Source organism: Mesobacterium hydrothermale, from assembly GCF_035818635.1.
Taxonomy (GTDB): domain Bacteria; phylum Pseudomonadota; class Alphaproteobacteria; order Rhodobacterales; family Rhodobacteraceae; genus Mesobacterium_A; species Mesobacterium_A hydrothermale.
The window spans coordinates 20,244-34,813 of sequence record NZ_JAYLLH010000024.1; the positions used below are offsets into that span (position 1 = coordinate 20,244).

11 protein-coding genes are annotated in these 14,570 nt (G+C 62.0%); 2 read left to right on the top strand and 9 right to left on the bottom strand.

Annotation, left to right across the window (positions count from 1 at the left end; translation table 11 throughout):
- Positions 1–11: 11 nt before the first annotated feature.
- The 4 genes from VK792_RS14765 to VK792_RS14780 all read right to left on the bottom strand — a co-directional run bounded on the left by VK792_RS14765 (position 12) and on the right by VK792_RS14780 (position 4,448).
- Positions 12–1,382 (bottom strand): aspartate aminotransferase family protein, encoded by a 1,371-nt coding sequence (locus tag VK792_RS14765; protein ID WP_326298403.1) that lies wholly within the window; start codon positions 1,380–1,382, stop codon positions 12–14.
- Between the two features lie 303 nt (positions 1,383–1,685).
- Positions 1,686–2,330, bottom strand: coding sequence for a YfdX family protein (locus VK792_RS14770; RefSeq protein WP_326298404.1), 645 nt, complete (start codon positions 2,328–2,330; stop codon positions 1,686–1,688).
- Between the two features lie 77 nt (positions 2,331–2,407).
- On the bottom strand, positions 2,408–3,784 hold the full coding sequence (locus VK792_RS14775) for a HAMP domain-containing sensor histidine kinase (protein ID WP_326298406.1): 1,377 nt from the start codon (positions 3,782–3,784) through the stop codon (positions 2,408–2,410).
- A complete protein-coding gene (locus VK792_RS14780; RefSeq protein WP_326298408.1) occupies positions 3,771–4,448 on the bottom strand; it encodes a response regulator transcription factor in 678 nt (225 codons plus the stop codon). Before VK792_RS14780 ends, VK792_RS14775 begins: the two co-directional genes overlap by 14 nt.
- Positions 4,449–4,661: 213 nt before the next feature.
- Between VK792_RS14780 and VK792_RS14785 the strand changes: the two genes are divergently transcribed.
- The gene (locus tag VK792_RS14785; RefSeq protein ID WP_326298410.1) at positions 4,662–5,201 is read left to right on the top strand and encodes a hypothetical protein; all 540 of its coding nucleotides are present in this window, start codon (positions 4,662–4,664) and stop codon (positions 5,199–5,201) included.
- A gap of 12 nt (positions 5,202–5,213) precedes the next feature.
- A complete protein-coding gene (locus VK792_RS14790) occupies positions 5,214–10,202 on the top strand; it encodes a calcium-binding protein (RefSeq protein WP_326298412.1) in 4,989 nt (1,662 codons plus the stop codon).
- Positions 10,203–10,233: 31 nt separating this feature from the next.
- Here VK792_RS14790 and VK792_RS14795 read toward each other — a convergent pair whose 3' ends face one another.
- From VK792_RS14795 to VK792_RS14815, 5 genes are read right to left on the bottom strand one after another with little or no spacing between them, the layout of a single operon-like run.
- Positions 10,234–11,022, bottom strand: coding sequence for a creatininase family protein (locus VK792_RS14795; protein WP_326298414.1), 789 nt, complete (start codon positions 11,020–11,022; stop codon positions 10,234–10,236).
- Positions 11,019–11,939 carry an isopenicillin N synthase family dioxygenase gene (locus VK792_RS14800; protein WP_326298415.1) on the bottom strand — a complete coding sequence of 307 codons (921 nt, stop codon included), beginning with the start codon at positions 11,937–11,939 and terminating at the stop codon, positions 11,019–11,021. Before VK792_RS14800 ends, VK792_RS14795 begins: the two co-directional genes overlap by 4 nt.
- Entirely contained in the window at positions 11,936–12,577 is a 642-nt protein-coding gene (locus tag VK792_RS14805) for an NAD(P)H-dependent oxidoreductase (protein ID WP_326298417.1), read from the bottom strand. The genes VK792_RS14800 and VK792_RS14805 overlap by 4 nt, the downstream gene beginning before the upstream one ends.
- A gap of 1 nt (position 12,578) precedes the next feature.
- Complete coding sequence (locus VK792_RS14810; protein ID WP_326298418.1) at positions 12,579–13,160, bottom strand: NAD(P)H-dependent oxidoreductase; 582 nt, start codon at positions 13,158–13,160, stop codon at positions 12,579–12,581.
- Positions 13,157–14,569: an FAD-binding oxidoreductase gene (locus VK792_RS14815; protein ID WP_326298420.1), complete on the bottom strand. Its 1,413-nt coding sequence runs from the start codon at positions 14,567–14,569 to the stop codon at positions 13,157–13,159. The genes VK792_RS14810 and VK792_RS14815 overlap by 4 nt, the downstream gene beginning before the upstream one ends.
- Between the last annotated feature and the right edge of the window lies 1 nt (position 14,570).

Here is a 14,570-nt window from a genome sequence, read left to right on the forward strand (position 1 = left end):
TTTTCGGTCTCTTACCCCAGGACCGAGGCAACCGCCCGGGCGGTCTTGTCCGCGATCTCTTCGGCCTCTGACGTGGTCAGGCAGAACGGAGGCGCGAACCCGAGAATATCTCCTTGCGGCATGGCGCGCCCGATCACCCCCTGTTCCAGCAGCGCCGCGGCGATCCGGTACCCCACCTTTTCCGAGGCATCAAAGAACGTCCGGCTGCCCCGGTCCTGCACGAATTCGACGGCGCACAACATGCCCTCGCCCCGCACCTCGCCCACGTTGGCGTGATGGCCGACCGCCTCGGCCATCACCTTGTTCAGATAGGCCCCGGTTTCGCCCGCGTTCTGCACCAGGTTCAACGCGTCGATCAGCTTGAGGTTGGCAACGCCTGCCGCCGCCCCGATCGGATGCGCGGAATAGGTCCAGCCGTGACCGATGGGGCCGTTTTCATCCGTGCCCTGCTCGAGAACTTTCCACATCTTGTCGCCGACGATGGACCCCGAAAGCGGCGCATAGGCGCTGGTCAGGCCCTTGGCGATGGTGATCAGGTCAGGCTTCATTCCGTAATGGTCCGATCCGAACATCGTGCCCAGCCGGCCAAATCCGGTCACAACCTCATCCGCGACCAGCAGGATGTCGTGCTTGTCCAGAACCGCCTGGATCGCCGGCCAGTAGCCCGCGGGCGGTGGCACGATGCCGCCGGTGCCCAGCACCGGTTCGCCAATGAAGGCGGCGATGGTATCGGCGCCTTCGCGTTCGATCAGCGCCTCAAGCTCGGCCACGCAATGGGCGACGAACTGCGCTTCGGTCTGGTCGGTATCCGCCCGGCGGAAGTAATACGGCGCCTCGGTGTGCACCACCTGCGCCAGCGGCAGGTCGAATTTCTTGTGGAACAGTTCCAGCCCGGTCAGCGACCCGGTCATCAGACCCGAGCCATGATAGCCACGCCACCGGCTGATGATCTTCTTTTTCTCCGGCCGGCCAAGGATGTTGTTGTAATACCAGATCAGCTTGACGTTGGTTTCATTGGCGTCCGATCCCGACAGGCCGAAATAGACCTTGCTCATGTGGTCGGGGGCGCGGTCCAGCACCATCTTGGCCAGTGTGATGCTGGCCTCGGTCCCATGGCCGACATAGGCGTGGTAGTACGCCAGTTCGCGGGCCTGATCGGCAATCGCTTCGGCAATCTCCTGACGACCGTAGCCCACATTCACGCAGTAGAGCCCGGCAAAGGCATCCAGCAGCCTGTTGCCGTCACGGTCTTCGATATGGCATCCTTGGCCACCGGTCACCACGCGGTGTGGCAGGTTGCCCCGCGCAAACTCTGCAAGATGGGTCGAGGGATGAAAGAAATTTTCGCGGTCCCATTGTTCAAGCTGATCGTTCTTCAACATCGTGGTGTGTCCTTTGTTCTTGCAGGCGCCGGAAGGAATTCAGATTTTCATATTTATGACAATTACATAAGCTGCGATCTTAATCTGAATTCTCAAGCATGTCGTCGCCCCAAGCCTGACCATAGAGGGCCGAGTGTCAACACCCTGACCGACAGAATTTGGCACAGCCCGGTGGCATCCCCCTGCCTGCGGTAAGGACGCAACCTGAGCGTCATACCGCAAGCTTCTGATATATTTCAGTTATGGCCCCTTTCCAGCGCAAAAGGGGCCGTAGGGCCCCTTTCGGTGGCCGCGCACGGTGGGTTACATCAGATTGCCCTGCCGAGGAATCGCGTCAAGCATGTAGGTCCGGTAGACCACAGCGTTTTCCAGTGATTGCAGCGATCGATCCGCGGCCTTGTAGTCCCCTTGCTTCATGAAGCTCCGCGCCTCGACAAGGAAGGTCAAGCTGTCATCCACCGGCAACAACCCGGCCGAGATCGCGACTTTCAGATCCTCAAGATGCGGTTCGGCCAGCACATCGCCGGGCTTGGCCACTTGCGGCGCACCATAGGCCTTTTGGATTGCCAGTTCATTCTCATAGGTGACGCCCTCTTTGTCGGTGGTCACCAGCGTGACTGTAAAGGGCGCGTAGACCGGGGCGCTGTCGGTCTTGGTGGTGTCAGGGATCATCGTGTCCTTGATCACCACGTCTTGTTCGGCCAATTCGTTGATCGCCCGGTCAACGTGCTCGCGGGCGGTGGTGTGATCCTGAATCGCCAGCGACATGCGGGCGGATTCCACATCCGCCAGCGCCTGAAGCACCTTGTGCGCGGTCATCAGCATTTCGTCCTGCACCGCATAGCCCATCGGCCGCGGCTCTGTCGTGGCGGCAAAGCTGCGGGTTGCAGGCAGCATCGCACCGGCCAGGACAGTGGTCAGCATCAGGGTCTTGATCAGTCGTTTCATTGTCTTGTCCTCCTGCATCGCGGAGTTGCGATGCAGCGAACATGGCGGACAAACCCGAAACGGGCCTGCCCTGCGGATTACAAATCCGCAATGCCCGGAAAACTGACGGAGACGCGCAGGCCGGGGGCCGCGTCTTGCAGGCGCACCTTGGCGCCGTGGCGTTCCGCGATGGCCTTGACCAGCGGCAGACCCAGCCCGCTGCCTTCGACGGTACGGGCGTCGTCGGACCGGAAGAACGGTTCGAATACCTTCTGCCGAAACCCTTCGGGAATGCCCGGCCCGGTGTCCGAAACACAGATCACCACGCCTTGCGCCAGTTGCCGTGCCGACAGCGTGATGCGCGCACCTGAACCGGCGTGGCTGAGGGCGTTTTGCATCAGGTTGACCACAAGCTGCGCCAGCATGTCGGCGTCGCCGCGCAGCATCAGCGGTCCGTCGCATTGATAGTCCAGGCTCTGGCCTGCGTCCTCGGCCACGGGGTGGTAGGTCTCGGCGATTTCGTCCAGCAACGGGCGCAGGTCGATGGGTTCCAGCGCAGCGCCAACACCGCCTTCGATCCGGGCGATCCGCAGGATGGTGGACACGATGGCTGTCAGACGCGCCAGATCGGCCTGAGCGTCCTCGATCTCGGCCCGCGGGTCCTGTCCTGACTCGGCCCGGGCCAGTGCCTTTTCAAGATCCAGCGTGGCGCGGGCAAGCGGGCGGCGCAGGTCGTGCGCAACCGAGGCCGCGGTACGACGCGTCCCCGCCACCAGCCGGTCAAGCCGGTCAAGATGGGCGTCGATGCGCTGGGAGATCCGGTCGATCTGATCACCTGCCCCTTGCGAGCCGATGCGCGCGCCGGTCTCTCCCTCGGCGACGCGATCAAGCGTGGCCTCGATGCGTTCCAGCTTGACCTGGCTGCGCCGGCTCAACAGGTAGCCGATCGCCAGCATCGCCAGCACCACGACAAGCGCCGTCGCCACGAAACCGCGCAGCGTTGCCCCCCAGACGGACGACAGGATTTCAAGGCTGCGCCCTGTCACCAGCGTCAGCCCGTCGATCCGCACCGCGTGCAGAAGATAGCGCTTGGGCGATGCGCTGGCCGGCTCCCCGGACGAGGTTTCCAGACGCGTGCTCAGTTCCATCCAGACGCCCGGGTCGGGATGCGCGGAAATGTTGCCCGACAGGCGGCTGCCATCGGCATCATAGACGGCATAGGCCAGCGTTTCCCCCGCTGTCGACCGCGCCGCCGTGGCGACCCATTGGGGCAGTTGTTCGGTGCCTTCCTCTTCGGCAATCTGGCGCAGGCTTTGTTCCATTTCCAGCACCCGCAGCCGGACACTGGTGGTCATCGACCCGTCGATCACGGTCAGGCTGAACACCGCCATTGCGGCCATGACCAGCAGAAACACGAACGACGACTGCAGCACCGCCGCAAAGGCGGCGCCGGACAGAACGTCACCGCGGTCCATGCAGCGAATAACCGGTGTTGCGGATCGTGTGGATCAGCGGAATGTCGAACGGCTTGTCGATCTTGGCGCGTAGCCGGCTCATGTGGGTTTCCAGCACAGTGGTGTTGGGTTCGAAACTGAAATTCCAGACCCGTTCCAGCAGCATTGTCCGGGTCAGGACCCGCCCCGCGTTGCGCATCAGAACTTCCAGAAGCATGAATTCCTTGGTCTGCAACTCAATAGTCTGACCTTGCCGGTGCGCCAGCCGCGACAGCAAGTCCAGTTCAAGGTCATGCTCGACCAGCTTGGTGACTTCGGCATGGGTGCTTCGTCGGCGGGTCAGCGCTTCGATCCGCGCCTTCAGTTCGGAAAAGTGAAACGGCTTTGTCAGGTAGTCGTCCCCACCCGCCGCCAGCCCTTCGACGCGGTTGTCGACATCGGCCAGCCCGGTCAGGAACAGCACCGGCATTTCCGATCCCGCGGCGCGCAGCGCCTTGACCACCGACAGGCCGTCCATCCCGGGGATCATGCGGTCAAAGATCGCAAGATCGCAAGGACTGTAGAGGCAATAGGTCAGTGCATCCCGCCCGTCTTCGAAATGTTCAACGCTGTGGCCTTCTTCCTCCAGCCCTGCACTGACGTAGTCGGCAAGCTTGGTATCGTCTTCGGCCAGAAGGATTTTCACGTCACGCACCTTTTTTCTGCGGCGGCGTTGGACTGCCGTCTTTCCGAACCCAGTCTAAGGCCAAAGCCGCCGCGAACTCCACTTACGAATTTGTAAAACTCAGCGGCGCCGCCGCGTTCGAGGCATGGTTTTTCATACTTGTTTGGCGACAGCAGCCTTTTTACGCTGCGGGTGTATTTGAATGCGTTCCCGTGGTTCCGCGATGCGGAGTTGATGAGAGATTTGATGACGGTACCTTCGCAAACAATGAAGGACGTGCCCCACCCCGGTCCCGGGCATGGCGATGGTCTGGCCGCACCGCTTGCGACGGGCTTGCAGGCCTTGCGTCACAAGAACCCGTATATGGCGGCGGGCCTGATCCTGTCGCTGATGCTGGGGCACAAGCCTTTTGCCGACCGCAGTTTCGGTGGCATGTCGCGGCTGATCGCGGGGCATGTGAACCGGGGGCATTACCGCATCATTTTTCGCGATGGGCAACCAAAGGGTTTCGTCGGATGGGCGCTGACCACCCCGGACGCAGCGCTGGCATGGCGCGACGGGGATGGCAGCACGGTGGGCGACGGACGCCACGGCGAAGGGGCCGTGGTGAATTTCTGGGTCTCGGACGGGCCCGACATGAGCAGCTATATCCTGCGCGTCTTGCGCAGCGAACTTTCGCAAACACGCCTCGTGACCGCGCGGCGTATCTATTCCGATGGCCGGATCCGTCCCGTGACGATCGTCAACCGGCGCGTCGACACGATGATTGATTAAAGGAGCCAGACCATGGCCGTTCTTACATCCACCCACGCCCTGTTCGGCCTGAACATGGCCAGCGGCGACCAGTTCTTTTTCGACCAGTACGATCCGCTGGCATATACGCCAAACGACTATTCCTGGTTGTCGCCGGACGGGTCTGACGTCTATGTGACCGGCACGTCGATCACGCGCAACGCCAGCGACATTCCGATCAGCGGCACGATCACGCATGTCTATATCGACATCGGCAACAGCGGCGGGTTTGCCGACTATGAAATCGGCGGGTTTTCCGGCCACCTGCCGACAATGATCAATGGCTCTGATTTCCTGAGCGAAGTGTTCGATGGCAATGACACGCTGAACGGCAGCGGGTTCGACGACACGCTCAAGGGTATCGCGGGCGACGACACGTTGTTCGGCTATGACGGTCACGACATCCTATTGGGGGACTATGCCACCCCGGGCTTCACCGATGGCAACGACGTGCTGTACGGCGGCGCGGGCAACGATTCGCTTTATGGCAACGGCGGCAACGATGACCTGCAAGGCGGCACCGGCGCGAACCACCTGTTCGGCGGCTCCGGCGACGATAACATCGTCAGCAGCGGGTCGGACAACGTGGATGCCGGTGCGGGCAATGATGCTGTCTTTGTATCGAACAGTATCGTCGGCGACGACACGTTTAACGGTGGAACCGGCTTAGACAATTTCGACCTCAGTGCAATCAGCAACATGGGCCGCGAAATCGACCTGTTGAACGAACGCTGGGAACTGTTCGATGGGAGTGCCACCTTCAGTGCGCTTATCGGGTTCGAAACGGTCTATGGCGGCTCCGGTGACGAAACCATTCGCGGGTCGAATGTGGACAACCTGCTCGTTGGCAATAACGGATCGGATGAGATCTATGGCAACGATGGCAACGACCTGCTGTTTGGCGGAACCGACGACTCTGCCGACACGATCCGCGGCGGTGCCGGCAACGATACCATCTACGGCGAAGACGGGAACGACTACCTTGCCGGGGATTCAGGAAAGGATTCGATATTTGGCCAGTTTGGCGACGACTCGCTGTTCGGAAATACCGGCGATGACGTGCTCTATGGTGGTCTCGGCAATGACTCGATGGTCGGAAACGGGGACAACGACCAGTTCGTCCTGCAAAACTTCTTCTTTGCAGCAGACGCAGACACGATCAGAGGGGGGGCCGGGACCGATAGCCTCGTCTTTGACGGCACAGGCATCTATAACCTGAGGAACTTGGACCTTCTCGACCTGGAGGGTCTGAGATTTCTCGGCGGGACCGGGGACTTCGTCGTCACTTTTGACGCGGATTCCTGGAACGATGGCTTCGGTGCACATTGGGGGCCTACACTTACCTTTTCGGCGACCGCGGCGTCGCATCGCATCAATATCGAGATGGATGTCGACGACAGCCTCGATCTGTCGCCCTGGACCGCCTTTGGCTACGACGCTCTGCATGACTGGTTCGACATCACCGGCGATGGCAGCGCAGAGACCTTTGTTTCCTCGTTCCTGCGCGACCGTGTTTCCGGCAACGACGGCGACGACGTGTTTATTCTGAATGGCGAGAGCTATGCGGAGGACACGATTGACGGCGGTAACGACACCGACACGCTTGTGGTGCAACTGTCGACGGACATGTCGCATGCCAATGCCCAGATCCTGTCGATCGAGCGGGTGATCTTTGACACCACGGTCAGCGCAGGCGTGCGCCGGCTGACCCTGCATGCCGACGACCTGGACAACGATCAGGGCGCAGGCACCGAAATCTCGGCAGGGCTCGAGGTGATCGACCTGGACCAGACGCGCAAGGACGTGATCATGGTCCAGATGGAAAACATTCCGGCCCTCGACCTGTCGACCTGGACCTTCACCGACTGGGACGGTGCGGACGAAGACAAAATCGAGATCGTCGGCTATGACATCAGCGAAAACATCGTCGGCACCACGCAGGCCGACCATATCTGGGGCAATGACGGCGACGACACGCTGAATGGGTACACCGGCAACGACACGATCAACGGCGGGATCGGCGCGGACCTGATCATCGGCGGATACGGCAACGACAACCTCTATGGCTTCGACGGCAACGATACCCTGACCGGAGAGATAGGCGACGACTCCCTGAACGGTCAGAACGGCGACGATTCCCTTGACGGCGGTCAGGGCAATGACACGCTTTTGGGGTCTGGCGGCAACGATGTCCTGCTTGGCGGGTTCAACAACGACTCTCTGTCGGGTGGCGAAGGCGACGACACGCTGTTCGGCGACCACGACAACGACACTCTGAACGGCGGTGCCGGGCGCGACACGTATTTGTTCGACCCGCAACAACACAGCGATGACCAGATCATCGGCTTCGAAAACGGGCGCGACAGGATCGTGGTCGATTTCGACGGCTGGTTCCCGACCGTCGAGCGCAACAACGGCAATGCCGTGCTGGACTTTGGGCCGCAAACGGTTGAATTGCTTGGCCAGAATCCGAACATGGTCAGCAGCGACGACATCTACTACGAATTTGCAGAGTTCGGAAAAGACAATATCGGCGTCGTGCCGTCGATCATCACGCTTCAGCGGGACTACGTCGATCCGGTGATTTTCGTGCAAACCGTCACCTCGAACGACGCGGGCCCGGTGATTGTCAGGATCACCGACATCCAGCCCGGGCAGTTCACGGTGATGTTGCAGGAACCCAACGCCGACGACGGGGTACACAGCCCCGAGGATATCTCTTACGCGGTGTTCGAGGCTGGAACCTGGGAACTGGCAAACGGCGCACGCCTGGAAGTCGGAAACTTCGACAGTAGCAACCTGAGCGGTGCCGGTTTCGAACAGGTCGATTTCACCGACAGCCTGTTCGACGCGGCCCCTGCGGTGCTGAGCCAGGTCCAGACCAACAACGGCGCCGACTGGGTCATGACCCGGCAGAAGAACGCCAGCGCCACGGGCGTGGAAATCGTGATGCAGGAAGAAGAGGCCCTGAATTCCGGCAGCCACGCGCAGGAAACCATCGGCTGGCTTGCGATCGAGACCGGAACGCATGAATGGAATGGCAAGCAACTCGTTGCCGGGTCCACCGGCCAAACCATCACGCAGGACGGTGCTTTTCAAAACTTCGAGCGCGCCTTCGACGCGGGTCCCGCGCCTGTCACGCTTGCCAATCTGTCCACCTTTGTCGGCTCGGATCCGGCCATTGCCCGGATCACTGCGACAGACACAACCGATTTCTATGTGATCGCCAACGAAGACACCTCACGCGACGCAGAAATTACCCATATCGCCGAAGCCGTATCCTTTCTGGCCGCCGAAGAAGGGATGATCTCGGCCCGGCGCGCCAGCCCCGTGATCGCCGAATATGGCGTTGCGCAAGTCAACCAGAACGCGGTTTCGGTGACCCTGCAGAACGACTTTTTCAATCCGGTGGTCGTTGCCAGCACGATGTCCGACAATGGCCCTGTACCAGTGGCAATCCGGGTTGAGTCGATCACCAGCGACAGCTTTACGTTCCGTTTGCAGGAAACCGCGAACGAGGACGGCGTGCATTCGTTTGAAGACGTCGCGTGGATGGTCGTCGAAGCAGGCAGTTGGCAATTGGCAGACGGGACCCGGCTGGAAGCGGGGACGCTTGAAAGCGCCCTGCTCAGCACTGGCGGCACTGAACATGTCAGCTTCAGCCACGGCGGGTTCCAGACCACGCCAACGATCCTGAGCCAGGTTCAGACCGACAACGGCGCTGATTGGGTCATCACCCGGCAAGATACCTCTGATGCGTCCGGCTTCTTTGTGACCATGCAGGAAGAGGAAGCCAGGAACGCGGGCTCACATGCGGCGGAAATCCTGGGATGGGTTGCCTTCGAACAAGCACAGGGCACGGCCGGCAACGATGTCTATGAAGCGTCGAGAACGGCCAACACGGTGACCGATGCCAGCCAAGAAATCGCGTTCTCCAACACGTTTGGTTCTGCCCCCGTTCTGTTGACGCAACTGTCCACCCTGAACGGCAGCGACCCGACCAGCGCACGGGTCACCGCCGTTGACAGCGGTACGTTCGAGGTCTTCGCGCAAGAAGAAACGAGCCTTGACGTCGAAACCGGGCACATCGATGAAACGGTTGATTTCCTGGCGCTTTCCGGTGATGGCCAGCTTATCGGCGAACGTTATACCCCAGCTATTGCCGAGATCGGCACGGTCAACATGGCGCACACCGACACCGTGGTCACCTTTGACCGGGTCTATGACAACCCTGTCGTCTTTGCGCTGCCACCGTCCGACAATGGTCCCGCCCCGGCAGCCGTGCGGCTCAAGTCGGTCACGTCGACTGGCTTCACTGCCTTCATCCAGGAGCCGTCAAACGAAGACGCGATTCATTCAACGGAAACCGTCAGCTACATGGTGATCGAAGCCGGAAACTGGCAGTTGTCCGACGGCACCCAGCTTTCGGTTGGCACCGTTGACAGCGCGCGGCTGTCGACCGCCGGGTTCGAAGGCGTGGTTTTCCCCAACGAATTCGACACAACGCCCGCAGTTTTCAGCCAGGTCCAGACCAACAACGGCACCGATTGGGTGGTCACGCGGCAGGACAGCGTGGACACCGATGGATTTTCGCTGACCATGCAAGAGGAAGAAGCCAACAACGCTGGCACACATGCCACCGAAACCATCGGCTGGTTCGCCATCGAAACCGGTATTGGAAGTTGGGACGGCAACCTTTTCGAGGCGATGGTGACCGACACCAGCGTGACCGACGCCTATGACACGTTTCAGTTCTCCAAGGGCTTTGCAAACACCCCCAACCTGCTGGCGAGCCTGACCAGTTTCGAGGGTGCTGACGCGGCCAGCTTGCGCTATCGCAACCTGACTGCCGATGGGGTTGATCTGCGCGTGATGGAAGACACCTCCTCCGATGCCGAGGTCGTGCATTCTGCAGAGATGGCCAGTCTCTTTGCCATCGACGGCGACGGCCTGCTGACCGGCACCGCCTGGGACGTGATGTAGCCCCGCGCGCCCGGGCATCGCCCGGGCCCCGTCACCCGGGATGGGTGGGCGCGAACGTGTCCAGCGGCAGGTCTCTGACCTTGCACAGCAGGTCAATGAACCCTGCAACCTGATGGGCACAGGTGGCCCGCCCCTTTTCCGCAGTGGCCACCGACGCATTGCCTACGGTCCCGAGCGGGTTCAGGTCGGACGAGACCCAGCCATAGGAAATCGGTCCGATGGGGGAAATCGGCGCACCCTCTGCGGTCGAGCGGAAATCCTGCGCGGCTGTCATGTCGACGCTTTCGGGACTGAAATTCAGCATCAACGAGGTTTCCACGTCGCCGCCATGTATCCCAAAGGCGCGTTCGTGGTCGGAGTACATCCCCTCGGGGTGGCCAAAATTGCCCCATTGGCATTTCACCGCCAGCATCCCCGCCCGCACCCTCAATTCCCGCGACAGAACCGAGATCAGGTCAAGGTTGCCGCCGTGGCTGTTGACGATCACCAGCTTGCGCAGACCCGCCCGCGCCACCGAAAGCCCGATCTCGGTCCAGGCCCGCAGCGCGTTTTCCGCGCTCAGCGTCAGCGTGCCCGGCGCGTGGATATGTTCGTTCGACTTGCCCACCGCCTGCACCGGCAGGATCAGGATGTTCAGCGCGTCGGGACAGGTGGCACGCAGCTCGGCCAACATGCCTTCGGCGATCATCGTGTCGGTGCCCGTGGGCAGGTGTGGCCCATGCTGTTCGATGGCTGCCGTCGGCAGGATGGCGATGGTGGTCGCCGGGTTCATGTCGGAAAATTCCGTGGTGCGGTACTGCGCCCAGTCCAGCCGTCTCATGCGGTTTCCTTCGGGGTATAGGTCGCGTCAAGCCGCGACCGCAGGTAATCGGCCCCGGTGATCGCGGGGTATTTCGCCGCCCCCGTACCGGGCAACGCGGTAATCACGCTGTCGGGGTTCGGATCAAGGAAAAAGGCAATCGACCGGCGCACGCGCTGCGGCGCCAGCACCCGGTGCGGGGTCGACACATAGGTGTCGTTCGACCACCGCATCAGGCAATCGCCGATATTGACGACATAGGCGCCGGGCACATGTGGCACGTCCATCCAGTCGCCCCCGCGCGGCTTGACCTGCAATCCGGCCACGCCGTCGGTCATCAGCAGCGTGATCGAGCCGTAGTCGGTATGCGCCCCCGCTCCGATCCCCGGTTCCGTCGCTGCCGGGTAACGCAGCACGCGCAGCGTTGCCATCGGTTCGGTGAAATGCGGGGCGAAAAAGCCGGCGGGCAAGCCGAGTTCCTCTTCGAACGCGCTGTGCAGGGCCACGCCCAGATCCAGCGCGGCGGTGTAATAGGCCAGCATCGTGTCACGAAACCCCGGCAGGTCCGGCCAGACGTTGACGCCGCGAAACATTTCCCCGGCGATCACGCGCGGATCGTCGGCGGGCAGGTCGAACCCGACGTTGAACGCCTCTTTCCGGTCCATGACCCCGCTGGACTCGTCCAGCGCCTCTGACCCTTGGGCCGCCCAGCCGCGATTGTGCGGGTTGTTGCGGATATCGAGCGGGGCCTTTTCCGCGTCGGGCAAGGCAAAGAACGCATCGGCCTGCGCGAAGACATCGGCGATCAGCCCGTCGGCGATGCCATGGCCCGAGATCAGGAAAAACCCGGTGTCGCGGCAGGCGTGGCCCAGATCGGCGACAAAACCTGCGCGGTCGGTACCGCTGGCATAGCGTTGCCAGTCGAGAACGGGGATCATGTCTGCACCTCTCTGTCCACCGGCACGGGGGTCGGCGCCTTGGCGGCGCACAGCCGGTCGACCTTTTGCGCCACCTTGCGCAGGTGCGCAGCGCGGCTTTCAGCGGTGGAACTGTCCATCAGGTAGTGCGCGGCAAAGGCCTTGCGTGCCCGCGGCGCCAGCAACAGCCCGACCCCGCGCATCAGCGTGCGCTTGCCCGGCGCGCCGACAAGGAAGGTCAGCCAACGGCTGGCCCCGCAGGTGGTGAACACCCCCAGCCTTGTGATGTGAGTCAGGCCCGGGCGGATGGTTTCGCCCTCGGCCTTGGGCATCAGAAAGGCCACCTCGGGCACCATGGCACGGTCCAGCCAGCCCTTCAGCATCGCCGGCAGCCCATACCACCAGGTAGGGTAGACAAAGATCAGCGTGTCGCACCACAGCAGGTCCTCGCAATCCTGCATGACAGGCACGCGGTTCAGGCTGGCGTCTTCGTAGTCGCGGTGTTCCTGCGCGCCCATCGCCGGATCGAACCCCAACGCATAAAGGTCGCGAAACCGGATCTCGGCCCCGGCGGCGCGCAACCGCTCCAGCACCACGTCGCGCACGGCGGCGGTAAAGCTTTCCGGACGGGGGTGGCAATAGATCACAAGCGCACGCATGTCAGAACCTTTCCATCTCGGCCTTGACCCGCGCAAGGTGCGTGGCACGCTGCGCGTCGGTGGCCCGGTTCAGATCGTAAAGCGCAAGATAGCGCATCTTGTCCGGGCGACAGACGTGCCAGACCGCGCGCGTCACCGTCTTGCGCGGCGGATCGCCCACCAAGAGCGCCCGAAGCCGGTTGCCGCCATAGGTGGTGCAGGCCGCCAGCTTGCGGATGTGGGTCAGGTTCGGTTTCACCTTGCCATCCACCAGCTTGAAACTGACACCGGGCAGGAATACCCGGTCAAGGAAGCCCTTGAGGATCGCCGGGTAACCGAAATTCCACACCGGGAACACCATCACCAGCGCATCCGCCGCCATCAGCCGATCGACATAGGGTTTCACCGGGCCGATATTGTCGGGCGCGTCGTGGTAGCCACGCCGCTCTGCCTCGGTCAGGACCGGCTGGAACCCTTCGGCGTTCAGGTCGCAGTCGTCGACCTCCCACCCCTTGGCGGTCAGCGTGTCGACCACGACCCGGTGCACGGCGGCGTTGAAGCTTTCCGGACAGGGGTGCGCGAAAAGCACCAGGACTCGGCTCATTCCGTCGCCTCTGGTTTCGGCGTGATCCCGGCGTAGTGGTAAATCCTGTCGTATGTCCAATCGGGCACGTCCCAGGCGATCATCTTGCCGGGGTTCAACAGGCCCTTCGGGTCCGCCTCGCGCTTGAAATTCAGCTGGCGCGCGTCGGTCGATTGCCGGCCGCCCTCTTCCAGCGTGTAGCGGTGCGGGTTGAAGATCATGCAGCCCATCTCTTCGTGAAGGCGCACGATTTCCTCCAGCCGTTCGTCGCTGGTGTATTTCACGATGGGCAGGCCCGCGAACATGACCTTGCCGTTTTCGCGCATGACTTCAAGGTGTTGCAGAACCTCGGCGCCGAATTCGGCGCGCACCTTCTCGACCAGTTCGAAATGATCGGGAAAGCTGTATCGCACCTGAAGATAGGTCACCGTGGGATCGAATTTCAGCGCCCTGAGCGTGGTGTGGTTCCAGGCGAATTCATACAGCGGGCCCGCGTCGCGCGGCCAGTCGTGATCGTCCGACCGATAGAGCAGCGACATGCCGGGATAGCGGGCGGCGAAGACGGCAAAGGCGTCCATCGCCTGCGGCGCGATCATCAGCCCGACCAGCGTGTCGTCGGGCTCTACATGCGCCTTGACCCGCTGGAAATAACTATGGCCAATCGGTGCCTCGTAGACCGAGGCGAGCTTGATCAGGATGCCGTCCTGGTTGGCCAGGTCGGCGGCGAATTGCATCGCCTCGACGAAATCCTTGCCGCGCATGAACACGCCCACCCAGTCAAAGGCCGGCGCGGTGGGCAGTTCGACTTCGGTGATGATGCCGTTGGTGCCGTAGGCGTGGCTGACGCGGGGCAGTTCGTCGCCGCGGAAGTCCAGCACGCGGGGCTCTGCCTCCATCGTGACGACGCGCAGACGGATGATATTGCCCAGGTCGCGCAACGCGCCCCAGCGCACCGACCCGACGCCGCCAGAGCCACCGGCGATGAACCCGCCGACCGTCGCCATGGCATAGGTCGAGGGCACCATGCGCAGTTCCTGCCCCGCAGTTGCCCGGATCTCGTCATCGAGATCCTTCATGATGCAGCCGGGTTCCGCGATCACGCCCCCGGGGTAGACCGATTTCACCTTGTTGAAATTCTTCATGTGGATGACGCAGCCGCCCGACATCGGCATGGACTGCCCGTAATTGCCGGTCCCGGCCCCGCGCACGGTGACCGGGACGTCATGGGCATAGCAGGTTTTCAGGATCTCGATCACCTCGGCCTCGGACGCGGGGTTGACGACGAAATCGGCAATCAGGTGATCCATCCGGTCCTTCAGGATCGGCGAATACCAGAAGAAATCGCGGCTTTTCGACCGGATCGTGGCGGGGTTTTCGTCCATTTCGAGATGCGAAAGGGCGGCTTTGGCGGCGGCGACATTTGGGTTCATG

Excerpts from the sequence above, each read along its gene's own strand:
- VK792_RS14800 (WP_326298415.1), bottom strand. The coding sequence starts at position 11,939 with ATGATCCCCGTTCTCGACTGGCAACGCTATGCCAGCGGTACCGACCGC.
- VK792_RS14765 (WP_326298403.1), bottom strand. The coding sequence starts at position 1,382 with ATGTTGAAGAACGATCAGCTTGAACAATGGGACCGCGAAAATTTCTTT.
- VK792_RS14795 (WP_326298414.1), bottom strand. The coding sequence starts at position 11,022 with ATGAGACGGCTGGACTGGGCGCAGTACCGCACCACGGAATTTTCCGAC.
- VK792_RS14815 (WP_326298420.1), bottom strand. The coding sequence starts at position 14,569 with ATGAACCCAAATGTCGCCGCCGCCAAAGCCGCCCTTTCGCATCTCGAA.
- VK792_RS14775 (WP_326298406.1), bottom strand. The coding sequence starts at position 3,784 with ATGGACCGCGGTGACGTTCTGTCCGGCGCCGCCTTTGCGGCGGTGCTG.
- VK792_RS14790 (WP_326298412.1), top strand. The coding sequence starts at position 5,214 with ATGGCCGTTCTTACATCCACCCACGCCCTGTTCGGCCTGAACATGGCC.
- VK792_RS14770 (WP_326298404.1), bottom strand. The coding sequence starts at position 2,330 with ATGAAACGACTGATCAAGACCCTGATGCTGACCACTGTCCTGGCCGGT.
- VK792_RS14785 (WP_326298410.1), top strand. The coding sequence starts at position 4,662 with ATGAGAGATTTGATGACGGTACCTTCGCAAACAATGAAGGACGTGCCC.
- VK792_RS14805 (WP_326298417.1), bottom strand. The coding sequence starts at position 12,577 with ATGCGTGCGCTTGTGATCTATTGCCACCCCCGTCCGGAAAGCTTTACC.
- VK792_RS14810 (WP_326298418.1), bottom strand. The coding sequence starts at position 13,160 with ATGAGCCGAGTCCTGGTGCTTTTCGCGCACCCCTGTCCGGAAAGCTTC.